Below are 20,575 nucleotides of genomic sequence, written 5' to 3'. Positions count from 1 at the left end.
CTTCTCGAGTCGGAACAGCGGGACCATGCCGCCGGTGTTTAAGCCGGTTCGGCTGTAACCCCCGTGTATGTTCGATACGGTCGTTGTCGCCACCGACGGCTCCGAGAGTGTCAAACGGGCCGTCGACGTCACACTCGATCTCGCCGACCGGTTCGACGCCGATGTCCACGCGCTCTCGGTCGTCGACGCCAGCGAGGTCGATGCCTCTCCCCAGCAGCTCCGGGACGAACTGCGGACCGCCCTCGAGACGACCGCCGACGCCGCGCTCGCGACTGTCGAGGATCGAGCCGACGAGGAGAACGCACTCACCACTGCGGTCCGCGAGGGTCGGCCGGCCGCCGAGATCTGTGCCTACGCCCGCGATATCGACGCCGACCTGATCGCGACCGGAACGCGGGGTCGACACGGTGAGAACCGCCTCCTGCTCGGTAGCGTCGCCGAACGCGTCGTCCGCTCCGCACCGGTGCCCGTCCTGACGGTCCGGCAACTCGAGACGACGGACAGCGATGGCGAGACGGCAGCGGCCGGCGACTGAGACGGTCTCCTGTCGTCACGTCCCGCCGATCGCCACATGGGGGTCGGCGACCGGTGAGACATCGGTACAGCAGTCCGCCATCGACGCCTCGAGACCGTGGACCTGAACACGAAGACCGGCGGTTACTTCCGCTGGCGGGCCGCAGTAGCCGACATGTACGACGAACTGATCGACAGCGGCGAGTTGCCGATCGCTCGCAAGTCGGTCCTGCCGGGTACCGGTTTCTTCCTCCCTGACTCCCTCGAGGAGGACCTCGAGGACGAACAGACTGCGGCCGCCTTAGCGGGCGCCGAGGTCGCCGTCGTCGCCGATCCCGACGCCGACGGGCTGGCCTGTGTCGCGTTGCTTCGGGAGGCCTACGACGACGTCCGGAACGTACCAGAACCCGACGCGGACACGAGCGAAGAGCCAGCGGAGGAGATACGGTCCGCGGCCGACGCGGTCGACGACGCCGACGAGCCGACCGCCGCGCTCGCCGACGACGAGACACCGCTCGAGGAACCCGAGCCGACACCCCACGAGGTCGCGCTGGTTCCGGCGAGTCCCCACGACGTCGAGGATGCCCTCGCTCGCGTCGCCGAACACGGCGACGAGGGGATCGACATCTACGTCTGTGATCTCGCACCGGACAAATACGAGTACGTCGAGGACGAACTCGACGCGGCACTCGAGACCGCCGACGCCGTCGCGTGGTACGACCACCACCAGTGGGACGACGAGGTCGAGACGGCAGTTCGAGCGGCCGGCGCCGACCTCGAAATCGGCGACTCCGACGAGGAGTGTTCCGCCGACGTCGTCTATCGGGAACTCGAGTACGAGTTCGACCCGATGTACGCGGAACTGGCCGAAGTCACCCGCGATCACGACCTGTGGCTGCGCGAAGATCCCCGTAGTGACGATCTGGCCGACTACGCCTACTGGACCGATCCCGCCGAGTACGTCGAAGTCGTCCGCGAGTACGGCGCCGAGTTGCCCGACTGGGTCCAGGAGTTCCTCGCCGAGCGCCGCGAGGAAAAAGAGGCGCTGATCGAACGCGCCCTCGCTCGCGCTGAGTTTCGCGAGATCGGCGGCTACACCGTCGGGATCACCTACGGTCGCTGTTCACAGAACGAGGTCGCGGAATCGATGCGCGAGGACGGCGCCGACGCCTCGGTGATCGTCAAGCCAGCCGGCTCTGCGTCGATCCGTGGCACCGATGCCTTCGACCGCTGTCACGAGGTCGCAAAGAAGGTAAACGGCGGCGGCCACCCCAAAGCCGCCGGCTGCAAGCCGGATATCTACGACGACATGTTGGACTACGCGAATCACTGGACCTCCCGTGGGGCGGTGACGAAACAGGTCATCCTCGACGCGTTCCGCGAGGTCGTCGACGAGGCGGCCGAGGCTGACGACGACGACGCGTAACCGACTCGAGCGTCGTCACATTGCGAACGGTATACGAGGTTTGACTCGATTTGTGACGGTGGTGATCGTTCAGTATAGTCGATGGTTCATCGATCCAGGGTAGGATTTCTGGGATGGGTTTTATTCCGGAGATTGTGGGATAGGGGTTGATGTGCCCTAATGAAGACGCAGTATACAGGAGGTATGAGTTGTCCAGCGATCAACCGTTAAGTGATGTGGTTCTCGAAACGATCGCCGAGCTGAAAGGGGAAGAGATCACGGAAGAGACGTGCATACTGTACAACGATATTGATCCAACAGGACTTGATCTCCTGTTCGGAGAACCTATCGCTGGCGACACTGTTGTAACATTTGAGTGTGTGGATTGCGAGGTAACGCTTCTCGTTGACGACGAGATTGAGATCCGCGCCACGCCGATCCCCGATGAGTAGAAGTAAAGTCAGGGAACCGATCAGTCCTGCGAAGCCATATACCGCATCACGAGCTGGAGGACGTGGACGAAGACACCGGCAACAGCGATGTAGACGCCGATCGTCTGGAGCGTGGCCGACGCGTCGCGCTGGTCCCGGACCTGCCAGATCTCGTAGCCCAGTCGGAGCAAAAACCCGAGGAAGATCAGGACGAAGCCAACGAGCAAGACGGGAGCGACGAACGTCCCGATCAGCACGGCGACGACACCACCGATAAACGAGAAATTGGCGTACCGTCCCCAGCTCTCGAACGTCTTCGCTCGAGCGTAAATGTAGCCGGCGATGATGGCCGTCAGCAGGGCCGTGACGATCGCCGTCACGCCGAGGATCGTCAGATGTGTCTCCGGCGGTGCAAAGCGAAGCACCCCGGCGCCGAAGATCCCGAAGGCGAGTTGCAGAATCACCATCCCGACGAAGGCGACCCCCATGTCGCCGCCCTTGACCCCCCGCTCGGCGATCAACTCGCCGCCCATGATCGCCGCCCCGTAGACGAGGACGCCGACGATCGGGAACTGGAACAGGTACTCGTTGACCTGCTGGAGCGGCGTCGCCGTGATGACGTACATCAACAGTACGTTGATCGCCATCAGGATGCTCGCACCGCCGATCACCCGCAGTTCGCGACTCGAGAGCCCGAAGCCGCGGCTGGTTTCGTGTGGTGTCTCGAAAGAACTCATTGCTCGAGCGTAACCGATCAGGCCGCAAAAACGTATGCCTTACCGCACGCCGCCTGTGGCCCGATCAGACGTCCGGAACGTTCCACTTGTCGGAGTACGCCGTTCCACACGTACACCGTGCGTACGCGTGAATCACGTCGCCATCGGCGTAGATCCCGCCGACGTCCTCGTTTTGTGCCTCGGCGAAGGCAAAGACGAACTGGACCGCGTGCTCGTCGTCGTCGGGTGCCTCCGGACAGCTGCCACCCGCCAGGTCGTCGTCGATGATCCCCTCGAGTTCCATCGCAGACTTGGCGAACTGCATCGCCTGCATCCCGGTGGCGGCCTGGAACGCGTTACGGCCGCGCTCGCCGTCGACGACGATTACGATGCCGTCGTCGACCGGTTCGCCGAACTGCTCGAGTCGGTCGTCGGAGACGTAGGAGTCGGCCAGAAACAACGCGACGTCGTCGAGTCGCTCGCCAGCCAGAAACTCCTCGCGTGGGTCGGTCATGACGCCCAATCGTCGCTCGAGGTGGAAAAAGGGCCCGTCATCGGGTCGTGAACGGTCGCTTGGGTTACCGTCTTGGCTCGAGCACAGCGGCGCTGCTCTCGAGAGGGTGTGGCGGTCGATCAAGCGAGTGCGTCGCCGCTACCGATCCTCGAGTTCCGCCGCGATGTCGCTGAGACTATCGCTTGGCGGTTCCCGGGCGTCGTAGTAGATCGTTTCGCCGGGTTCGCGCAGTCCGTAAAGGAACTCGGGTTCGATGACGTCGATCAGGACCGAGCCGCCCACGACGACGCCGTGGTCGTCGGTCCACTCGAGGAGTCGGTCGGTCGCGCCGCTTGGATCGCGAGCGAGATCCGGCGTCTCGTAGATCCCCGGCACCGAGAGGTCGTCACCGGTCAGCGCTCGCTCGACCCGGCCGAACAGTTCCTCGCCGTCGAGAACGAACCGGACGATCTCGTCTGCCTGAAAGGCGTCGCGGTCGCCGGCTGGGATCTCGAGTCGAACACCGGTCGCGGTTTCCGCACACGTCGCTCTGACCGTTTGTACTGACGGATGGTCGCTCGCAATTCGATCTGCCATTGGAGAAGACTCGCTTCGGTCGTTACTCGCCGTCCTCGCCTTCGCCGAGGAGTTCGTCGACGTCGGTGCTGCCGCGGTCGACGATCGAGGCGTTGATCTGTGCGACGGCATCGGAGACTTCGCTGCCGCGAACCGTGACCCGGCGTCGCTCGCCGTCTCGGGACGGCTTGTAGCCGGTCTGTCGGCCTTCCATCAGCACTTCCTTCAGGTTCGAACCGGCAACCTCGGGGTTGAGCGGGCGGCCGGCCTCGTCGGAGCCACCGGTGATCTCGAGCGTGTAGCCGTCGAGACCGACGGCACCGCCGTCGACCTCATCGCCGATCGACTTCCCGATAAAGCGGTTTGCGTCCTGTTCTTCCGCCTCGAGCTGGTAGGACGACCCGGAATCGGGGTCGCCGACGACGACAGTGAAACTTGCCATACCCGACGAAAGAGGGTCGCCGCTCAAAAGAACATCGATCGAACTTTCGGCTGTCGTTCGAGAGCGCTCTGTGCTCTCGGGATCGAGCGATCCGCCGGCTCCGGTCCGTGTCGTTCGGCGCTACGCGCGCGTGGTCGAAGAATCAAGTGCATCGACGACCTACGCTCGAGTGTGTTCATCGATCCCGAACGACTCGAGACGCGCCTCCAGGAGGCGTTTGGCGGAACGGACAGCCAGTCACGCGTGGTCGTCCGCCAGGCCGTCGATCTCGCCGATTCCGGCCAGTACGAAGCCGATACGGGGGTGCCCCTGACGAACGACGTCGTCGTCGACGAACTAGCCGACGCCCCGGAGGGACCGCCGACCGACCGGTGGAACTGGTGGATCGGATCACTCGAGATCGCCTACGGTGACTACGGCCGGTTCGGGATCCGTCGGTATCGAACCGAAGAGTGAACGGGCCAGGAGAACGGGCGAACCTGTTCGAACCGAAACGTCTTTTGTTCCTACGGACTGACTACTCGGTCAGTGACCAGTCCAGACACACGTGACGCGATCATGGGTGCCACCTACGAGGCGCTTTGCGAGGAGGGATACAGCGACCTCACCGCCCAGGCGATCGCCGATCGGACGGATCGCAGCAAGTCCGCGCTGTTTTATCACTACGACTCGCTCGAGGCGCTGGTCGCCGACTTCATCGAGTATCTGCTCGAGGGACTCGACGAGCGAGTCGAGCAGACGCGGGATCGGCCGGCTCTCGAACGCCTCGCGATATTCATCGACTGGTTTCTCAGCGGACCGGACGAACACCTCGGCTTCCATACCGCGTTGCTCGAACTGCGTGCACAGGCGCCGTACAACGACGTCTACCGGGAGAAACTCCGTGAGAGCGACGATCAGCTTCGGGGTACTCTCGAGGCGATTCTCAGCGACGGTATCGAGGAGGGTGTCTTCCAGGATCACGACACGGAGGCCGTCGCGGCGCTGTTGCTCGCAACCTTCGACGGCGCGCGGATCCGTCAGTTCACACTCGGTCGCGACGAGTATCTCGAGACGATCAGGTCGAGAAGCGTCGACCACGTGCTCGCGGATATCCTCGAGCCAGGCGTCGAGCTTCCCGACGATATCGACGCCGAGTTCCCCCGTGACGAGCGCCTCCTGGGCGAGGTCGAGACATCGACGGCGGAATCGAACCAGTCCGACGCGGACGACGAGGGTTCCGAATGAGCGAACGCCGCGCCCTCCAAGACGCTACTCCCGAGGGAACAGTCGACGACGTTACGAGCCCGGCCGACGCGGTGTCGGGACTGGCGCCGTCGATCCGATCACTGGCTACTGCATCGCTCCCGTCGCGTGAGCGGTCCCTTCCCGCTGCGCTTTGTACCGTCGCCGGCGAGATCGGTCTCGAGGCCGCCGACCGCCAACCGCCGGACACCGATCGGATCGATCACGTTCTCGAACCGCCGTCGAACGCCATCGTCCTCCTCGAGGGGTACGTCCGGCTCCGATTCGCACTGGTAGCCACTGCCGACGGCGCCGGCAATCACGGCGAGACGGCTCTCGCGATCGACCCACAACCCAGTTGGCTTCCCGACCTACTCGAGGACCTCCAGTTGCCGGCCGATCGGGACGCCGCTATCCTGGCGAGTGACCACCTTCACGCCAGCGCCGACGCGGTCATCGCCGACACGCCGATCCCCGACCGACGCCACCTCGAGCTCTACCGGCTGTTGACGGCGGGATCGACCGCGATCGCCCACCGATTCTTGACACACGCCGACGCGAAGCGAGACGACGGCAAACGGCCGTCAGACGCCTGTGCCGGCGTGGAAGCGAAACTGGCAGCGACGGCAAGCGCAGTCGGTGCGGCGGCCGTCGACGCCCCGACCGAAACACGGAGGGCCCTGGAGACCTACAGCCACGCCATGATGGCCGCACTCGCGTCGCAAGCGACGACTGACGCCGACGACGATCCGCGCTCGCGCGTCGCTCGTCTCCTCGCCGGCGAGGTGCCACAGCGGACGATCGGAAACGACACCGGCGGCGAGCCCGCCGTCGATCGTCACCTCGAGCGCGCCCGCAACGCACTCGAGACGATCGCCGGGACGATCGATGCCGACGCGACCGACGCGAGTATCGACGACGACTCGACACCGCTCGAGCGACTCGAGCGAGCAACGCATATTCCGTTCCAGAAGTAAGGCGAGCCGACGATGAGTCCACTCTCGCGACCGATCTGGCCGGCCTATCCCCTTTCGGTCTTCGTCGCCGGACTCGGGCACTGCTATCTCGGCGAGTGGAAACGCGGTGCGATCTGGTTCGTCCTCTATATACTCGCACTCGCGTTTCTCTCCGCGCGGACGCTGTCGGGCGCGTTCGACCTGAGCGAGCCGTTTTTCGTGACAGCATTACAGTTCGAATCGGTCGCCTACACCGACGTCGCCGTCCCCCTCGCCGTCTTGCTCGTCTGTCTGCTCGACGTCTATCTCATCGGTCTTACGAAACGGTCGGATTCGATCGCGGCCAGTCCGAACGAGACCCACTCGAACGGCTCGTGACACGTCGGTGGTATCTCACTGGGCTGCTGGTAGGCTTTTGTTGGTGTAGACCAAACAGTACGTATGGCACGTCTCGGCCCACTCCTCCTCAAAGGAGCAGGCGCCCTCCTGCTTGTGATGATCGTCCTCGGCGTCGTCGCAACGATCGCCGGCGTCCTCCTCTCGATCGTCGCCACCGCCGTCGCGGCGGTCGTGACGCTCACCGTTTTCGCGGTCCTCGTCCTGGCCGTCTTCGGACTCGTCTCGCTGCTCGGAAGCAACGACGGGGCCGGAGACAGCGGTGAATACACCACCGACATCACAACGTCGGCCGACGCCACCGACCGCGCCGACCGGCTGCAGTCGCGCTACGTCGACGGCGAACTCAGCGAGGCGGAGTTCGAACGGGAACTCGAGCGACTGCTCGAGGACGACAGCGCTGGACGAGCCGACGTTCTCGATTCGAATCTCGACCTCGAGGGAGATCGTTCGCGTGAGCCGACGAGCGATCGGTCGCGGCTCTGGGATCGATAGCTGAGACGGACTGCGCTGCTGTCCCGCTATCCCGCTGATCGCCGTCCCTGTGTGGCGATCGGTGGGCAGTGACGACAGGAGACCGTATGAGCCGTCGCAGAAGCTGGCGCGTTTGCTACCGCTTATTCGCCTCGAGCACCGACCACCGACAATGGATATTCGGTTTCTCGGCGGCGCTCGCGAGGTGGGCCGCAGTGCGATCCTCGTAAACGACTCCTTGCTGCTTGATTTCGGAATGCTGACGGCCAATCCGCCGCAGTTTCCCGTCGAAACGCCCGACCCCGAGGCGGTCGTCGTCTCTCACGGCCATCTCGACCACGTCGGGACCGTTCCGGCGTTGCTGTCGGGCGATTCGCGGCCGCCGATCCACTGGACACCCCCGACGTACGAACTGACGCTGACGCTCGCTCGGGACACGCTGAACCTCCACGGCGGGTCGTTTCACTGCCCGTTCACCGAGACCGACGTCGAGCGCGTCACGCAGGTCTCGGAGACCCACGGCTACCGGGAGCCGTTCGACGCCGCTGGCCACGAGGTGACGTTTTTCAACGCCGGTCACATTCCCGGCAGCGCACACGTCCTGATCGATGACGGCGAGACACGGCTGTTGTATACGGGCGACTTCCACACCGACGACCAGCGTCTCGTGTCGGGGACGACGGCCCGACCCGACGCCGATATCGTGCTCTGTGAGAGTACCTACTCCGACGTCGAACACGAGGATCGCTCGAGCGTCGAGGAACGGTTCGCCGAAAGCGTCGAGACGACCCTCTGGGAGGGCGGCACGGTCGTCGTCCCCGCGTTTGCGATCGGCCGGACCCAGGAGATGTTGCTGGTCTGTGCGGCCCACGACATCCCCTGTTACGTCGACGGGATGGGCAAACAGGTCACTGAGATGCTCCGTCAGTATCCCGAGTTCGTTCGGGACGCCGACGCGCTCTCTCGAGCCATCTCGAGAGCGCGGTTCGTCACCGGTCGGAACGGCCAGCGAAAGCGAATTACGGACCAGAAGGCCGCGATTATCACCACCAGCGGGATGCTCTCGGGCGGCCCAGCGATGACCTACATCCCCGAGATTCGGGCCAATCCGACGAACAAGATCACGATGACCGGCTACCAGGTCGAGGGGACGCCCGGCCGAGAGCTCCTCGAGACCGGCAGCGCCGAGATCGACGGCCGGATGATGCCGATCAGCGCCCAGGTCGAACAGTACGACTTCTCGGCACACGCCGACAGAGACGGGATCCTCGAGTTCCTCGAATCCTATCGCGACAGCGAACTGCTGATCAACCACGGCGACCGCTGTGTGGCGTTTGCCGAGGAACTGCGCGCCGACGGATTCGACGCGAGCGCCCCCGAGATCGGCGAGACCGTGACCGTCTCCGGGTGAGACTGTCGGGCGGCAGACGGTGTTCTCGAGTTCCGCTCGCTCGTCGAATCCAGCTGGGCGGTACGGCGACGGGCCGGCTGACGGCCCGCGGGACAGCCGTCGCTCGGCAAAGATTTATCCGCGCTTCGGTGGTCCGTCACCCATGCCGACGTCGCCACGCACCAATCTCCTTCGCCAGACCCTCGAGGACGACGCCGTCGCGCTCGGCGTCCTCGAGAACACGTACAACCCGACGCTGGTCGAGTTCTACGGCGAGCTCGGCCTCGAGTTCGTCTGGATCGACTTAGAGCACGCGGGTCCGAGTCCGTTCGACGGTGACCGACTCGAGGAGCTGGTCCGGGCCGCCAACGTAACGGGGACGGAACTACTCGTCCGGCTGCCGGAGCCCGATCCCGGCATGATCCGAAAGACGCTGGATGCCGGCGTGCGGTCGCTGTTCGTCTCGCGGATCGAGACGGCCGACGAGGTTCGACGGGCCGTGGAGGCGTCGCAGTTCGAGTACGATGGCGATCCCGGCAAGCGGGGCTTTGCGAGTCCGCGAGCGAGCCGGTGGGGGACGACCGACGACTACGCCGGCACCGAGGACGCGGAGATCGTCGTCGGCGTGACGATCGAGAACCCGACCGCGGTTGCGAATCTCGAGGACATTCTCGCGGTCCCCGAACTCGGCTTCGTCTTCGCCGGGCCGTTGGATCTCGCGGTGTCGCTTGGCCACCCCGGCGAGCCGACACACGAGGACGTCGACGCCCACATCGAAGCGATCCGAACGACCACGCTCGAGACAGACGTTCCGCTGGGCGGTCTCGGCTTCGGAATGGACGACGTCAACGAGAAGGTCGACTCGGGATATCAGCTGCTGAACCTGGGGAGTACGACCGGTGCGCTGCAGGGTGTGGTACGGTCGTGGCTCAACGAATATCAGGGGGACCGAGCAGTCTGACGCCTTTCACGGCTCACAGTGGCTGCAGATCTGGTTGCTGTACAGATCAGCAACGACTGTGAGACGGACTACCGCTGTGATGTTCATACTGGCGGACAGCAGTCAGTGAAGCGAATTCGCCGGACGGAAGCGGCGAATTCACACACTAGTTCTGCCCGGCAGTATCAGTCGTCGGCTTTTGCCGCCTCCTGTTGCTCGAGGTAGTCGACGATCTCCGCGGTTTCGTCGACGAACTCGTCGACGTCGACCTCGCTCCCGTGGAGTCCCGTCGAGAAGTACTGGGTGGAGCTAGCGATCGTAACCGTTTCCTCGAGTTCGGCCTCCGTGACGCCGGCCAGTCGCGCCTCTTCCTTGTGGAAGTGGGTACAGTAGGGGCAGTTCATCGCGGCCGCTACCGCGGGCTACAGATAGTTATCCGGTGACGGTTTCGCAACTGCTGCCGTCCGTACAACCGTCGGGGAATCGTCAGGGTCCATCTCGAACGTCCCGCTGTGCGAGTCACAGCGACGAACGGAGTCGGCCGAGAGCCCTCGCCCGGCGCATCGGGATCGCGGTCTGGAGCGGCGTGGTCCGCTCCGCGCTGGCGCTTTTGGGAGTACCGTACTGGTTCCCGGAGCCGTATCCGACGCCGGTCGTCGTCCTCGCGATGCGCATCCGGCCGGTCGGAGCCGCCGTCGAGCCCGCGTCGCTCGAGGAGCGGCGACGCGACAGCCCCGCGCTTTGAGATCTCCCTGTGCCGACGCGAGACTTCGTCCCGAGTGAGTGTGCCGGGTGAGGAGACACGGGACCGGATCAGCGCTCGTCGTCCGTGTTGGCGTCAGCACCGGCGTCATCGGCATCATCGGCATCGGAACTGCCTTTCTGGCGTGCCGGCGGCGTCTTCGACATCACCCGTCCCCACTTGTCGCGGTTGTCAGCCACCTGCCGGTAGCCCCACTCGCGGACGCGCTCGTAGTCCTCGAAGTTCCGCAAAAACCGGAGGGCGCTGCCGACGGGGCCACCGCTGTCGTACCGGCGCAGCGCCTCCTCGATCGAGGCTCCACAGGAGTAAACCCGCTCGTCGGTCACAAGGTGTGAACACTCCTCGTAGTACTCGGGGAGCCGCTCGCGGACCTCGGGGTAGTCGGGGAGGTCCTCGAAACCGATAACACGGAGATCCGTCCGCTCGTCGAAGTAGTCGGCCCACCACGTACAGAAGCCGCAGTCGTCGTCGTAGACGAGGGTCGGCTCTGGCATATACTGCGGTAGGACCTCGAGACACAAACGCCTGACCCGGAGTTGCCCGAACTGATAGCACGACGGTCAGACGGACGGGTGACCGGCTGATACTTGATGGCTCGGCACATACGTCGGCTATGGAGTGGTTCGTCCAGCTCATCGTGATCGGCGGCCTCGTTCTCGTCGGTGCGCTCTGGATCGTAGCGCTGTTCGAAGCGGGCTCGATGCCGTGGATCGGCGGCCTTATCCTCGCCGTCCTCGGTGTGGGTGGCGTTATGGCCGGTATCGTCATCGAACTCGAGGCCGACGCGTTTCGCACGACCTGAGACGGACCGCTGCCCGTCAGCTCCACCGCGACAGCGAGCCGTCGGAAGGTTATTGTGGCTTCTGGCGAATCGGAGCGCATGAGCAGCGCGGCCGGATCGTTGTCGGAACCGCAGGTGCTTGCCCACACCAAACGGCGGCTCTTTCCGATAGAGGAGAGGGATGCGTCGAGATCGTACGTCGTGGCCGATACGCAGTTCTCACAGGACGAGTGGCTCCCCGGACGTCCGATCGAGCCCGAGATCCGGGATCGTCTGGCCCCGTTCAATCGCGTCCAGGTCGGCGGCGGCTATCCGGACCTCGTCGGCGTCTGCGACCTCGAGTCGGAGCTGTTGGCGGTCGATCGGCTCGGCGAGGAGCCGCCGCTGATCGCCATCGAGGCCAAGGGACACACAAGTGGCGGCGTCGACACCGAACGCGGAATCGTCCAGGCGTACGACCGCCTCCACGAGGCCAACGCGGCCTACCTCGCTGCGCCGACGGCTGCGATCACGGGCACCGATCGGACGCTGGCTCGAGAGCTAAACGTCGGCGTGCTCGGCGTCGACGCCGGCGGCGAGGTCGAGGTCCTCGAGGTGCCCCGTATCGTCGGGAACCGGACCTCGAGCGAGGCCACCGCATTGCGGTTTCAGGCCGGCGCCCAGGGCGTCGCGGACAAATCCTTCGGGCTGAACCACCCGAAGAACTACCTCGGCTACCCCCTGGCCCACTACGCAGAGGGCGATACCGAGACGCTCCTCTCGGAGTACGACGTCGTCGGCGCTGCCGACAGCGCCAGACAGGGGGCCGCGTTTCTGGGACTGATCGAGGACGGAGCCAGGGTCGAACTGACCTCGCTCGGACGAGAGGTCGTCCGGTTTGCCAATGCGCGCTATGGGTCCGTCGAGGACGCACTCGAGGAGTTTCGGGACTGGTATCGGTCACGGAAACGGTTCGTCGAGATCGCACCTGGATGGGGCCAGCTGGCTCGACGGGTGATCTTCGCGTATCCGGCGACGGAACTGCTCGTCACGGAACTGCAGGCGATGTGCGACGACTGGCAGCCGGAGCCGTCGCTCGTGGATCTCGTCGACCACCTGCATACGGTCCATCCGACGTTTACCGTGGAGCTGTTCCTTCGCGGTGACGACGACGTCCGACGACGGGTGTTGACCGCCGACGGCGAGTTGCGCCGCGAGGCGCTCGCGGACGGCACCGTCTACCACTCGCCGACGGTCTTCCAACTCAAGACGATGCTGTACCATACCGGGATCCTGACCGAACGCGGGACCGAGCCACATCGACTCGACCCCCTCGAGGACGTCTGGGCGCTCCGCGAACCCGTGTGACCGGAGGGCGGTCCGTGTGTACCGTTCCGGCGCGTGGCGACGACGCGAGTCGCGGGACCGATCGTCGAATCGTGCTGTCCGACAGTATGAATAGCGATCCTCGCCCGCCAGGGCAGGGCGGAACTCACGCCTCGGGGAACGGAGCGATGCCGATGGCGTAGATCGACAGTACCGCTAGTGCGACGGTTGCGACGAGCAGGGTGGGCCAGATTCGGGTGCCGTCGACCGGCGGGGCGACGCTACCGCCGCCGAAGTACTTCACGAGCAGTTCGATCCCGAACAGCGTGGCCGTCGCCGCCGCGGAGAGCATACAGAACGGGCAGATCGCCCCGATAGGGATCAGTTGGAGGTAGACGAAGTACGCCGAGGCCGCGAGTCCGGCACCGGTGATCCCGAGGATCGGCAGTTCGAGACGGTCGTCTTTGGTCTCGAGCCAGAGCCCGCCGAGGACGACCATCGTCAGGTAGTAGCCCACGCCGAACAACGCGAGTGGAAGTGGGCCGACGTAGGCCCACGTGCTGCTGAGAACTATGAGTCCGCCCTCAGGTGTGACTCCGTCGGGAAGCGGCAGTACCAGGAAGTGAACAGCCGTAAGAAGGAGGCTCGTCCCCAGGCCGACCACTGCGACGACCAGGAACGCGCCGAGCAACGTGTTCACGATGGGACGGCTGTTCTCGGCGGTGTCCGTCGTTGCTCGAACCGGATCGGTCATGGTACTACTCTTCGAGCCAGCCGACGTCGAGGTCTCCCTCGACCGTTCTGACGTGTGGTTTCAGATCGAGCACAGGCGTCCCATCGACGAGGTCGAGTCCACGGACACGGACTCTCGGGCCATCGATCTCGAGTACCTCGACGACCGTCTGGGCGATCGGGGTCGGTCGGAAGGGGCTTCGCGTCGCGAACACGCCGACCTCGACGTCGTCGACGTGTGGCGGCCGTGCGGTGAGCCGACTCTCGTCGACCTCGTCGAGATGAGCCAGGACGACGGCGTGAGAGAACTCCTCGAGTCCCTCGAGTCCACGCTCGTACTCGTCCTCGAGGACGATCTCACCCGTCGTGTCGGCGACTTCGTCGTGGGCGACGTCTTCGGGTGTGTCGTGTGGCGAGTGAACGTGACCGATCGGTGTGTAGCGTACTTCCATCGGAGACATCGTCAGTAGTCGATAGTCGTCCATAAGATAGTGCTTACTACTGAATATTGTGGTGTTCGAGAACTGAACCAATTGGACCATAACCGCTTGCTATTCGATAAACCCGATCAATTGGACCTCATCACCCTCTAGTTGCTGGTTTAGTATTGTGTGTCCTAAGCAATTATGAAGTCGGCCTCTACAGAAAAAGAGTCCGTGCCGTGGAACCGGACGGACGTTTCCGACTCCGTTCGAGGCTGTCGGATCGATGGACGGCGGCTGTTCTCCGCGGTCCGCACATCCGCCGCGGTTCCGCCCCTGGCCTTTTTCACCTTGTTCGGATAGTATCGACCATGAGCGACGGGCTCGAGCCTACGGAAGAGTACGACGGATCGATCACGGTACGGCTTCTCGACGACCGGGCGGGTCGAGAGGAGATCCGGTGTTCGTCGTACGAACGCGCGATCGAACACGTCAAGACACGCGAGCATTCGGTCACGGTGGCGAAGATCGTCGACGGCAGCGACAGCGTCGTGTTCACCTCCGCCGAGATGGACATCGACGACTGGGAACGTGCCTGGAGACGGGAGAAACGCCGCCAGTCAGTGCAGGTCGAGGATCACGACTGCCCGTACGATAGCGTCTCCTGTTTCGCCGACGACCGCTGTGTGCAGTGTCAGATCGACGCCGTCCGGGACCAGTACTGATACGGTCTACCGCAGTCATGTCGGCTGCTGTCCGACGTGACCGCTCGATCGTGCTACGCAGATTCGAACCCGTGGCGCTTGCGGTGTGCAGCCAGAAACGTCGCGTGTGGTCGCTTCGTTTCGTCTGCCGGCAGCGTCAGTTCGTCGCCCTCGAGTCTGACGAACTCCTCGTAGCCCTCGAGGTCGGGTCGATCGGCAACGAGGATACGATAGTCGTCGGTGACTGCGAGCCACCCTGCGTCGAACGCCCAGTGGTGGAGCCGACAGAGTGCAAGCCCGTTGCGTACGTCGTCGCGGCCGTTTTCGCGTTTCGGATAGATGTGTGCGGCCTCGATATCGACCGTTCCGGCCGGTGACTCGCGTGCGGTATCACAGATCGCACAGCGAAAGTCGTACGCCTGCTTGACTCGTGTCGCGAAGGCACTCGAGCGGACCCGTCGCTCCGTCACGGTGAACGCTTCCTCGTCATCGGTGAGGGCGGGTTCGTCCTCGTCTGCGGCCCCATCGTCGACCACCGATTCCGCGAGCGACTCGACCATCGTCGGATCCTCGAGGTCGAGTCGCTCCATCGTGAACCGATAGACCATCCGTTCGCCGTCCGCGTCGGAGACGTACTCGGCGTCGACGACGTCGACGACTCCCTCGTACCGGAGCTCGTCGCGGTCCGCCGGCTGGTAGAAGAAGTAGACGGGCACGACGCCGCCTTCGGCGTGCTCGAGCAACGCCGTATTCGCTGGCGTTGGCCGCTGATCGCCTTTCGAGGGCACACCCTCCCCGATGTAGGTGAACCGATCCCCGTCGAGATCGTCGCGATAGGGACTGTCTTCGTGGGCTTTCAGGACGATGTACGCCAGTTCGCCGTCGTCGCCCGTTCGCGGATTGATTCCCTTGATGTACGACCCGAAGCTCGTGTCGAACGCCGCCTCGAGGTCGGCCTGCGCGTAGTAGTCACCGCGCTCGAACGCCGGCAGTCCGGACGTCACTCGTCGCGCCAGCTGCCGTCCGGAGTCTGTAAGCGAGTTTACGCCGTCCGAGCGGTCGACGTAGCCGAGGCTCTGCAACCAGCCACGATGGCCCGCCGGGCCGGTGGGATCGTTCCAGCCGAACTCGGCGTGGGCGGCCGCGATCGCCTCACCCAGTTCGGCGTCGGTCTTCGGCCCCTCGAGCAACGCTTCGAGGACCGTCTCGAACCCGGTGACGGTCTCGGTGAGCGCGTCGAACAGGCGTTCGTGATCGCCCGTCGAAACCCACTGGAGTCCGCGCTCGGTCACGCGAACGCGATCCGACTCGATCTCGAGCACGCCGAGAGCGGCCACGAACCGTAGTCGTCGTGAGATCCCGTCCTCGCTCGAGGCTCGCGTGTTGGTCCTGACCCACTCGACTACTGTGTCTTCGTCCGGTCGCTCGGCGAGTACGAATCGACAGAGGTCCTCGAGGACGTCCGTGTAGTTTCCCGCCCCACCGAAAAACCGAACCGCGATGTTTCGTTCGTCCGTGCCCATCGGCACGAACTTGTTCGAACATCGAACTCATAAACTGCCTGGTCGATAGCGACCGAGCGTACCGCCGGTGACGCCGCTGGTCGGTCACCGAGCCAGAAATTCGCGACTGCACCGCGAAAACGATAGTTGTCACTGCAGTCTGTGGATACTCGATCGGCGAACTCGTTTCAGTCGCTACTATAGTAACAGCTGAAACTGTTTGCACACCGATCCACAGCCCTCGTGCGATCGGGTGCGTACTGACTTTCAGTGGCTACTATAGCGCTTAAGCAGACGGTCCGCTGTCTGCAACGTCGACCGTTCGCTCGGAGCCGATCGTCACCGGCTCGAGCGAGATCTCGATATCGGTTCCGACCTGTTCGACGACGACGGTACGACCCGAGTAGTCGAACTCGAGCGAGGAGAATCCGGAACTGTCCGTACAAAGCGAGTCGAGCGCTTCGGGATCGATCGCATGATAGAGAGGTTCGAGCTCGAGAGCATCGACGCCGGTTGCTTCGGCAACGAGATCGATAACGGCCATGCTCGGCCGCTGCTCGTCGGTCGCCGTCACTGTCGTCGAGTAGGTAGAGTTCATAACTACCGGTGAGGGGACCATGGGTGAAGAAAATGACTCAATATTTCGGTCCAGGACCGACAGTGAAAATCACCGTTCCAAGAAACGGAATATCCAGTTCGATGTCGAACGCTGACCGGTTTCTACACCAACGGTTTCGGTCGACTGTATACCGGCGTCGGTCTTCAAGATTCTCCGAGTCGTGTGAACATCTCTCTACCTCTCGCCTTTCGATCCGCCATCAGTCATCCGAGGTGTGCGCACGAAACCGCGCTCTTCGGGACAGAGTCACTCCCGTCGCGGGACCTCGTGCCGGCCGAAACCGTACCGAAGTCGGTTGGCGAGTCGACGCGAGAACCGGCCGTCGTCGGCCCGCGAGCCGAACCGTTCGGACAGTGCGGTGTAGATAAGCGGCAGCGGTACTTCCTGCTCGAGCGCTTCCTGGACGGTCCAGGTGCCCGTCGAGCCGCCCTCGACGCGGTCGGCGACGTCGCCGAGGTCGCTTCCTTCCTCGCGGAACGCTTCCTCACAGAGTTCGAGCAGCCACGAGCGGATCACGGCGCCGTTGTTCCAGACCGACGCCACAGACTCGAGGTCCAGATCGTACCGACCCTCGTGGAGTAGTTCGAAGCCCTCGCCGTAGGCTTGCATCAGCGCGTACTCGACGCCGTTGTGGATCATCTTCACGTAGTGGCCCGAGCCCGCGGGGCCCATGTGCTCGTGACCGTCGGGACCGGTCGCGACGGCGTCGAAGACGGGTGTCAGTTCGTCGTAGGCCCACTCGGGGCCGCCGATCATCAGCGAGAAGCCGAGTTTCGCCCCCGCGGGCCCACCCGAGGTCCCACAGTCGAGATATGCTGCGGGACAGGATTCGGCGCGCCGGACGGAGTCCTCGAAGTAGGAGTTGCCACCGTCGACGACGACGTCGTCCGAATCGAGGTGGGTCTCGAGTTCGTCCAGCGTCGCGTCGACGGCCTCGCCCGCGGGGACCATCAGCCAGATCCGTTTCTCCTCGCCGAGCCGATCGACGAGATCCGCGATCGAGTCCGCCGGCTCGGCGCCCGCATCGGCCGCGGTCGCGACGGCTTCCGGTTCGAGATCGTAAGCGACGACGTCGTGACCTGCCTCGAGGGTTCGGTCGACGACGATCTGTCCCATGCGTCCGAGTCCGATTACGCCCAGTTGCATAGAGGCCACTCGGCGGGGGTCGGTGGTAGTGGTTGTGATTTCGGGCCTCCGCGATTACACACTCGAGTCGAGATCGAACGACCCGCAGTCACCGGAGGGACCGACGGACGCCGAGACCGAACGACTCGGCTGGGTCATGTCGGAGATTCGGTACAGGAGACCGTCTTAGTGCAGCGGTTCCTCGAGTCGGGCCCAGCCGATCGCGTCGAGGACGACGACGTGGTCGCCGTACCGAACGTAGACGCCGTTGTACTCGTGGCTGGATCCATCGTAGTAGGGGAGCGATTCACGGATCGTGTCGACGACCGACCAGGCACCGTCGCGCTCGAGGGTGACGTGTTCCCACTCCTTGCGGGCATCGTTGCGGACGGCGCGTTCGATCGCACGGCGTGCGCCGGGGATCTCGGCCAGTCGCTGCGAGGTCGCATCGACGAGGGTCACCCCGTCGGGTACCTCGTCGTGCCCGACGATTCGCGCGCCGAGGTCGGCTTTCGACCGTGACGGGCGATCGACCTCCTGGCCCGAGCGAAGCACGTAACCGGCAACCGCCGCCGCCCCGACCGCCAGCAGCGACAGCGCCATTTCTTTACCCCTGATCATCATGGGAGTACCTTACAGTAACTGACTAAGTATCTTTCGCAAGAATGTATCGATTCTGTCGACACTCGAACGACGGAATTCGTAAGAACGTGAAGAGGAGTCGCCGGAAATGGCACCGTCAGAGGAGCCGTGGCACGTTCGGAATCGCACCGGCAACGACGAACAGCGCGATACCGACGATCGCCGCCACCCGATACAGCGGCAGAGCGTCGCTTGCGGGTTCGCGCAGTTTCTTCCCGTTGAGTCCCGCCTCGAGTCGCTTGGCACCGATCTCGACTAAGGCAGCCAGGATCGCCCAGAGGACGACCATCGCGAGCACGAGGTGACCTCGAGTCGAACCGAAGAGGCTTTCGACAGTGTAGCCCGTCCCAGCGAGGTGACCACCCGTCAGGAGCAAGACGAGCGCGCTCACGCGCGAAATAGTGGTCAACTTTCCGGAGATCGTCTCGAGGGGTTTCGTCGTGTTGAACGCGCCGTCGCGGGCGAGAGGCAACACGACGAACGCGACGTAGAAGACGCTGCCGGCCCAGATCGCGGCAAACACCAGATGAACCGTCTGGGCGACGAACGTATCAACCATACCGAGTTCCTCGGCGGGTGGCAGTATCAGCGTTCCGACTCGCGGCTGGCGCGATCACAAGCGGGCGGTCGAGTTGCTCGTCCCCGTATTACTCGACCCAGTCGGGCAGCCACGCGACCAGTCGCCGCCGGAGTGCGGTGTAGGCGAGCGTGATGGCAAGTCCGACGACGACGACGGTAGTGACCCAGCCGTCGAAGACCAACAGCGTTGGGATGGCAAGCGCGACGGCGAGGACGGCGTCCTCGGGGGCGCCATCGTAACGGATCCAGCGCCGTGGGCGGATCCACCGGCCGCGAACGTGGTCGTAGACGGCTCGCTCGCTCCGATCGTTCCAGGGATCCATCTCGGGGCCGCCGCCGATGGCGTCGCTTCCGGCGTGGAGCCACGCGGCGACGGTAAACGCAGCGACGGCGACGGTGAGACTCGAGGGTGTGACCGCGGCGAGTCCGGCTGCGGGAACGGCGACGGCGCCTCCGGCGACGGGAAAGTGAAACGTCCGCCGGTGCGTGCCGACGAAATCGAAGTCGGGTGCGAGCCCGCCCAGTATCGCGCCGGCGGCAAGCGACGTCGCAAACTCCGGATAGTGGATAGCAACGGGGGCGACGACAGCGAGGCCGGCGAATACGTGAGTCGTCGCCATCATGTGTACGAACGACTCCGGTAGGAACGGTCAAAAGCGTGTCCGAAACGACCCGCTATCGTACGGACTGCTGTACCGGTTTCCCGCCGATCGCCAGGACGGGGTCGGCGATCGGCAGGGCGTGACGACAGGCGACCGTATCACTCGAGGTTTTCACGCTGGTAGCTTCCGTCGTAGACGTCCTCGTGGTCGGCTTCGGCCAACACGAGCTGGGCGATCCGGGCGCCGCGTTCGATCTCGATATCGTGGTGGACCTGCAACAGTCCCTCGCCACGGCCCTCGTAGCCGGCGTCCCACACCGCCGTGTTCAGCATACAGGAGTTACGCAGCAGCGACGATCGGGGGTAGACGAAGCCGACGTGCCCCTCCGGAATCCGCAGCTGTTCGCCGTACCGGACTACGTAGGCCCCTTTAGGCAGATAGTAGGTGTCGGGATCTTTCTGCTCGAGTTCCTCGAGCGGCCGGGCGACTCGATCGCCGATCTCCTTTCCGTCCCGGCCGATGCGACCCGGCTCGAGTTGCTCAAAGACGATGTCGACGGTGAGGTCGACCCCGTTGGGTTGGATCTGGTCTTCGGTCGTCGGCGAGACGTGCTCGCCGACGAACGTGCCGGCGCGGAACATGTCCTAACAACGCCGTGGCATCGAGAAAAGCGTGTCCGTTCACTGGCCGTTCGGGTCGGTAGGACGTGGCGGTTGACAGGGCCTCTCTCCCGTTTACTCGGATTATGATATGTATTCATTGTTGGCCAGACGTTCGTCCACTCGACGAGCAAGTTTTGCGCGAAACGTATCGAACTTCATGGTCCGTGGGGGCTGACCCTCA

The 20,575-nt window shown here is 64.1% G+C and carries 28 protein-coding genes and 1 pseudogene; 14 read left to right on the top strand and 15 right to left on the bottom strand.

Annotated elements, in window-relative coordinates:
- Positions 1–67 precede the first annotated feature (67 nt).
- The 3 genes from RBH26_RS11225 to RBH26_RS11215 all read left to right on the top strand — a co-directional run bounded on the left by RBH26_RS11225 (position 68) and on the right by RBH26_RS11215 (position 2,370).
- Positions 68–535: a universal stress protein gene (locus RBH26_RS11225; protein ID WP_306758370.1), complete on the top strand. Its 468-nt coding sequence runs from the start codon at positions 68–70 to the stop codon at positions 533–535.
- Positions 536–688: 153 nt separating this feature from the next.
- On the top strand, positions 689–1,939 hold the full coding sequence (locus RBH26_RS11220) for a phosphohydrolase (RefSeq protein WP_306758533.1): 1,251 nt from the start codon (positions 689–691) through the stop codon (positions 1,937–1,939).
- 149 nt (positions 1,940–2,088) lie between these two features.
- Positions 2,089–2,370, top strand: a complete 282-nt coding sequence (locus RBH26_RS11215; RefSeq protein ID WP_306758369.1) for a HalOD1 output domain-containing protein — start codon at positions 2,089–2,091, stop codon at positions 2,368–2,370.
- A gap of 20 nt (positions 2,371–2,390) precedes the next feature.
- Here RBH26_RS11215 and RBH26_RS11210 read toward each other — a convergent pair whose 3' ends face one another.
- The 4 genes from RBH26_RS11210 to RBH26_RS11195 form a co-directional block, all read right to left on the bottom strand.
- Positions 2,391–3,086 (bottom strand): hypothetical protein, encoded by a 696-nt coding sequence (locus tag RBH26_RS11210; protein ID WP_306758368.1) that lies wholly within the window; start codon positions 3,084–3,086, stop codon positions 2,391–2,393.
- 64 nt (positions 3,087–3,150) lie between these two features.
- The gene (locus RBH26_RS11205; RefSeq protein ID WP_306758367.1) at positions 3,151–3,579 is read right to left on the bottom strand and encodes a DUF5807 family protein; all 429 of its coding nucleotides are present in this window, start codon (positions 3,577–3,579) and stop codon (positions 3,151–3,153) included.
- 138 nt (positions 3,580–3,717) lie between these two features.
- Positions 3,718–4,155 (bottom strand): hypothetical protein, encoded by a 438-nt coding sequence (locus RBH26_RS11200; protein ID WP_306758366.1) that lies wholly within the window; start codon positions 4,153–4,155, stop codon positions 3,718–3,720.
- Positions 4,156–4,177: 22 nt separating this feature from the next.
- Positions 4,178–4,576: a 30S ribosomal protein S6e gene (locus tag RBH26_RS11195; protein WP_306758365.1), complete on the bottom strand. Its 399-nt coding sequence runs from the start codon at positions 4,574–4,576 to the stop codon at positions 4,178–4,180.
- 171 nt (positions 4,577–4,747) lie between these two features.
- Here RBH26_RS11195 and RBH26_RS11190 point away from each other — a divergent pair, with 171 nt between their 5' ends.
- From RBH26_RS11190 to RBH26_RS11160, 7 genes are all read left to right on the top strand, one after another.
- Positions 4,748–5,032: a hypothetical protein gene (locus RBH26_RS11190; protein ID WP_306758364.1), complete on the top strand. Its 285-nt coding sequence runs from the start codon at positions 4,748–4,750 to the stop codon at positions 5,030–5,032.
- Positions 5,033–5,104: 72 nt separating this feature from the next.
- A complete protein-coding gene (locus tag RBH26_RS11185; protein ID WP_306758363.1) occupies positions 5,105–5,803 on the top strand; it encodes a TetR/AcrR family transcriptional regulator in 699 nt (232 codons plus the stop codon).
- Positions 5,800–6,777 (top strand): hypothetical protein, encoded by a 978-nt coding sequence (locus RBH26_RS11180; protein ID WP_306758362.1) that lies wholly within the window; start codon positions 5,800–5,802, stop codon positions 6,775–6,777. Before RBH26_RS11185 ends, RBH26_RS11180 begins: the two co-directional genes overlap by 4 nt.
- Before the next feature lie 12 nt (positions 6,778–6,789).
- A complete protein-coding gene (locus RBH26_RS11175) occupies positions 6,790–7,134 on the top strand; it encodes a hypothetical protein (protein ID WP_306758361.1) in 345 nt (114 codons plus the stop codon).
- 63 nt (positions 7,135–7,197) lie between these two features.
- Positions 7,198–7,647 carry an SHOCT domain-containing protein gene (locus tag RBH26_RS11170; RefSeq protein ID WP_306758360.1) on the top strand — a complete coding sequence of 150 codons (450 nt, stop codon included), beginning with the start codon at positions 7,198–7,200 and terminating at the stop codon, positions 7,645–7,647.
- Between the two features lie 151 nt (positions 7,648–7,798).
- The gene (locus RBH26_RS11165) at positions 7,799–9,037 is read left to right on the top strand and encodes an MBL fold metallo-hydrolase (protein ID WP_306758359.1); all 1,239 of its coding nucleotides are present in this window, start codon (positions 7,799–7,801) and stop codon (positions 9,035–9,037) included.
- Between the two features lie 142 nt (positions 9,038–9,179).
- A complete protein-coding gene (locus RBH26_RS11160; protein ID WP_306758358.1) occupies positions 9,180–9,977 on the top strand; it encodes an aldolase/citrate lyase family protein in 798 nt (265 codons plus the stop codon).
- A 164-nt stretch (positions 9,978–10,141) separates the two neighbouring features.
- On the opposite strand, the pseudogene RBH26_RS11155 reads toward RBH26_RS11160, so the two are convergent.
- Positions 10,142–10,372: pseudogene (locus tag RBH26_RS11155) on the bottom strand (carboxymuconolactone decarboxylase family protein); the annotation flags it as partial.
- A gap of 170 nt (positions 10,373–10,542) precedes the next feature.
- Between RBH26_RS11155 and RBH26_RS11150 the strand changes: the two are divergent.
- The gene (locus RBH26_RS11150) at positions 10,543–10,701 is read left to right on the top strand and encodes a hypothetical protein (protein ID WP_306758357.1); all 159 of its coding nucleotides are present in this window, start codon (positions 10,543–10,545) and stop codon (positions 10,699–10,701) included.
- A 68-nt stretch (positions 10,702–10,769) separates the two neighbouring features.
- On the opposite strand, the gene RBH26_RS11145 is transcribed toward RBH26_RS11150, so the two are convergent.
- Positions 10,770–11,213: a DUF393 domain-containing protein gene (locus tag RBH26_RS11145; RefSeq protein WP_306758356.1), complete on the bottom strand. Its 444-nt coding sequence runs from the start codon at positions 11,211–11,213 to the stop codon at positions 10,770–10,772.
- Positions 11,214–11,332: 119 nt separating this feature from the next.
- On the opposite strand from RBH26_RS11145, the gene RBH26_RS11140 reads away from it, so the two are divergent.
- Together RBH26_RS11140 and RBH26_RS11135 are read left to right on the top strand one after the other, a co-directional pair.
- The gene (locus RBH26_RS11140) at positions 11,333–11,521 is read left to right on the top strand and encodes a hypothetical protein (RefSeq protein ID WP_306758355.1); all 189 of its coding nucleotides are present in this window, start codon (positions 11,333–11,335) and stop codon (positions 11,519–11,521) included.
- A gap of 78 nt (positions 11,522–11,599) precedes the next feature.
- Positions 11,600–12,847 (top strand): hypothetical protein, encoded by a 1,248-nt coding sequence (locus tag RBH26_RS11135; protein ID WP_306758354.1) that lies wholly within the window; start codon positions 11,600–11,602, stop codon positions 12,845–12,847.
- 124 nt (positions 12,848–12,971) lie between these two features.
- On the opposite strand, the gene RBH26_RS11130 is transcribed toward RBH26_RS11135, so the two are convergent.
- Positions 12,972–13,559 carry a vitamin K epoxide reductase family protein gene (locus tag RBH26_RS11130; RefSeq protein WP_306758353.1) on the bottom strand — a complete coding sequence of 196 codons (588 nt, stop codon included), beginning with the start codon at positions 13,557–13,559 and terminating at the stop codon, positions 12,972–12,974.
- A 4-nt stretch (positions 13,560–13,563) separates the two neighbouring features.
- Entirely contained in the window at positions 13,564–13,989 is a 426-nt protein-coding gene (gene tsaA, locus RBH26_RS11125) for a tRNA (N6-threonylcarbamoyladenosine(37)-N6)-methyltransferase TrmO (protein ID WP_306758352.1), read from the bottom strand.
- A gap of 341 nt (positions 13,990–14,330) precedes the next feature.
- Here tsaA and RBH26_RS11120 point away from each other — a divergent pair, with 341 nt between their 5' ends.
- Complete coding sequence (locus RBH26_RS11120) at positions 14,331–14,684, top strand: hypothetical protein (protein WP_306758351.1); 354 nt, start codon at positions 14,331–14,333, stop codon at positions 14,682–14,684.
- Between the two features lie 53 nt (positions 14,685–14,737).
- Here the strand turns inward: RBH26_RS11120 and RBH26_RS11115 are convergent, their stop codons facing one another.
- The 7 genes from RBH26_RS11115 to RBH26_RS11085 all read right to left on the bottom strand — a co-directional run bounded on the left by RBH26_RS11115 (position 14,738) and on the right by RBH26_RS11085 (position 20,373).
- Positions 14,738–16,186, bottom strand: coding sequence for an HNH endonuclease (locus tag RBH26_RS11115; RefSeq protein ID WP_306758350.1), 1,449 nt, complete (start codon positions 16,184–16,186; stop codon positions 14,738–14,740).
- Between the two features lie 265 nt (positions 16,187–16,451).
- Complete coding sequence (locus tag RBH26_RS11110; RefSeq protein ID WP_306758349.1) at positions 16,452–16,763, bottom strand: HalOD1 output domain-containing protein; 312 nt, start codon at positions 16,761–16,763, stop codon at positions 16,452–16,454.
- Positions 16,764–17,030: 267 nt separating this feature from the next.
- Complete coding sequence (gene gnd, locus RBH26_RS11105; RefSeq protein ID WP_306758347.1) at positions 17,031–17,930, bottom strand: phosphogluconate dehydrogenase (NAD(+)-dependent, decarboxylating); 900 nt, start codon at positions 17,928–17,930, stop codon at positions 17,031–17,033.
- A 165-nt stretch (positions 17,931–18,095) separates the two neighbouring features.
- Positions 18,096–18,533, bottom strand: a complete 438-nt coding sequence (locus tag RBH26_RS11100) for a hypothetical protein (protein WP_306758346.1) — start codon at positions 18,531–18,533, stop codon at positions 18,096–18,098.
- Between the two features lie 115 nt (positions 18,534–18,648).
- On the bottom strand, positions 18,649–19,110 hold the full coding sequence (locus tag RBH26_RS11095; protein ID WP_306758345.1) for a CopD family protein: 462 nt from the start codon (positions 19,108–19,110) through the stop codon (positions 18,649–18,651).
- Between the two features lie 88 nt (positions 19,111–19,198).
- Positions 19,199–19,753 carry a metal-dependent hydrolase gene (locus RBH26_RS11090; protein ID WP_306758344.1) on the bottom strand — a complete coding sequence of 185 codons (555 nt, stop codon included), beginning with the start codon at positions 19,751–19,753 and terminating at the stop codon, positions 19,199–19,201.
- Between the two features lie 137 nt (positions 19,754–19,890).
- Entirely contained in the window at positions 19,891–20,373 is a 483-nt protein-coding gene (locus tag RBH26_RS11085; RefSeq protein WP_306758343.1) for a deoxyuridine 5'-triphosphate nucleotidohydrolase, read from the bottom strand.
- Positions 20,374–20,575: the final 202 nt, after the last annotated feature.

The sequence above is a fragment of the Natronolimnohabitans sp. A-GB9 genome (assembly GCF_030848565.1).
Lineage (GTDB): Archaea > Halobacteriota > Halobacteria > Halobacteriales > Natrialbaceae > Natronolimnohabitans.
This window is presented reverse-complemented; position numbering and strand designations above follow the sequence as displayed.

Excerpts from the sequence above, each read along its gene's own strand:
- RBH26_RS11200 (WP_306758366.1), bottom strand. The coding sequence starts at position 4,155 with ATGGCAGATCGAATTGCGAGCGACCATCCGTCAGTACAAACGGTCAGA.
- RBH26_RS11145 (WP_306758356.1), bottom strand. The coding sequence starts at position 11,213 with ATGCCAGAGCCGACCCTCGTCTACGACGACGACTGCGGCTTCTGTACG.
- RBH26_RS11090 (WP_306758344.1), bottom strand. The coding sequence starts at position 19,753 with ATGATGGCGACGACTCACGTATTCGCCGGCCTCGCTGTCGTCGCCCCC.
- RBH26_RS11130 (WP_306758353.1), bottom strand. The coding sequence starts at position 13,559 with ATGACCGATCCGGTTCGAGCAACGACGGACACCGCCGAGAACAGCCGT.
- RBH26_RS11140 (WP_306758355.1), top strand. The coding sequence starts at position 11,333 with ATGGAGTGGTTCGTCCAGCTCATCGTGATCGGCGGCCTCGTTCTCGTC.
- RBH26_RS11210 (WP_306758368.1), bottom strand. The coding sequence starts at position 3,086 with ATGAGTTCTTTCGAGACACCACACGAAACCAGCCGCGGCTTCGGGCTC.
- RBH26_RS11205 (WP_306758367.1), bottom strand. The coding sequence starts at position 3,579 with ATGACCGACCCACGCGAGGAGTTTCTGGCTGGCGAGCGACTCGACGAC.
- RBH26_RS11120 (WP_306758351.1), top strand. The coding sequence starts at position 14,331 with ATGAGCGACGGGCTCGAGCCTACGGAAGAGTACGACGGATCGATCACG.
- RBH26_RS11110 (WP_306758349.1), bottom strand. The coding sequence starts at position 16,763 with ATGAACTCTACCTACTCGACGACAGTGACGGCGACCGACGAGCAGCGG.
- gnd (WP_306758347.1), bottom strand. The coding sequence starts at position 17,930 with ATGCAACTGGGCGTAATCGGACTCGGACGCATGGGACAGATCGTCGTC.
- tsaA (WP_306758352.1), bottom strand. The coding sequence starts at position 13,989 with ATGGAAGTACGCTACACACCGATCGGTCACGTTCACTCGCCACACGAC.
- RBH26_RS11095 (WP_306758345.1), bottom strand. The coding sequence starts at position 19,110 with ATGGTTGATACGTTCGTCGCCCAGACGGTTCATCTGGTGTTTGCCGCG.
- RBH26_RS11100 (WP_306758346.1), bottom strand. The coding sequence starts at position 18,533 with ATGATGATCAGGGGTAAAGAAATGGCGCTGTCGCTGCTGGCGGTCGGG.
- RBH26_RS11160 (WP_306758358.1), top strand. The coding sequence starts at position 9,180 with ATGCCGACGTCGCCACGCACCAATCTCCTTCGCCAGACCCTCGAGGAC.
- RBH26_RS11195 (WP_306758365.1), bottom strand. The coding sequence starts at position 4,576 with ATGGCAAGTTTCACTGTCGTCGTCGGCGACCCCGATTCCGGGTCGTCC.
- RBH26_RS11170 (WP_306758360.1), top strand. The coding sequence starts at position 7,198 with ATGGCACGTCTCGGCCCACTCCTCCTCAAAGGAGCAGGCGCCCTCCTG.
- RBH26_RS11085 (WP_306758343.1), bottom strand. The coding sequence starts at position 20,373 with ATGTTCCGCGCCGGCACGTTCGTCGGCGAGCACGTCTCGCCGACGACC.
- RBH26_RS11180 (WP_306758362.1), top strand. The coding sequence starts at position 5,800 with ATGAGCGAACGCCGCGCCCTCCAAGACGCTACTCCCGAGGGAACAGTC.
- RBH26_RS11215 (WP_306758369.1), top strand. The coding sequence starts at position 2,089 with ATGTGCCCTAATGAAGACGCAGTATACAGGAGGTATGAGTTGTCCAGC.
- RBH26_RS11135 (WP_306758354.1), top strand. The coding sequence starts at position 11,600 with ATGAGCAGCGCGGCCGGATCGTTGTCGGAACCGCAGGTGCTTGCCCAC.
- RBH26_RS11175 (WP_306758361.1), top strand. The coding sequence starts at position 6,790 with ATGAGTCCACTCTCGCGACCGATCTGGCCGGCCTATCCCCTTTCGGTC.
- RBH26_RS11225 (WP_306758370.1), top strand. The coding sequence starts at position 68 with ATGTTCGATACGGTCGTTGTCGCCACCGACGGCTCCGAGAGTGTCAAA.
- RBH26_RS11220 (WP_306758533.1), top strand. The coding sequence starts at position 689 with ATGTACGACGAACTGATCGACAGCGGCGAGTTGCCGATCGCTCGCAAG.
- RBH26_RS11165 (WP_306758359.1), top strand. The coding sequence starts at position 7,799 with ATGGATATTCGGTTTCTCGGCGGCGCTCGCGAGGTGGGCCGCAGTGCG.
- RBH26_RS11115 (WP_306758350.1), bottom strand. The coding sequence starts at position 16,186 with ATGGGCACGGACGAACGAAACATCGCGGTTCGGTTTTTCGGTGGGGCG.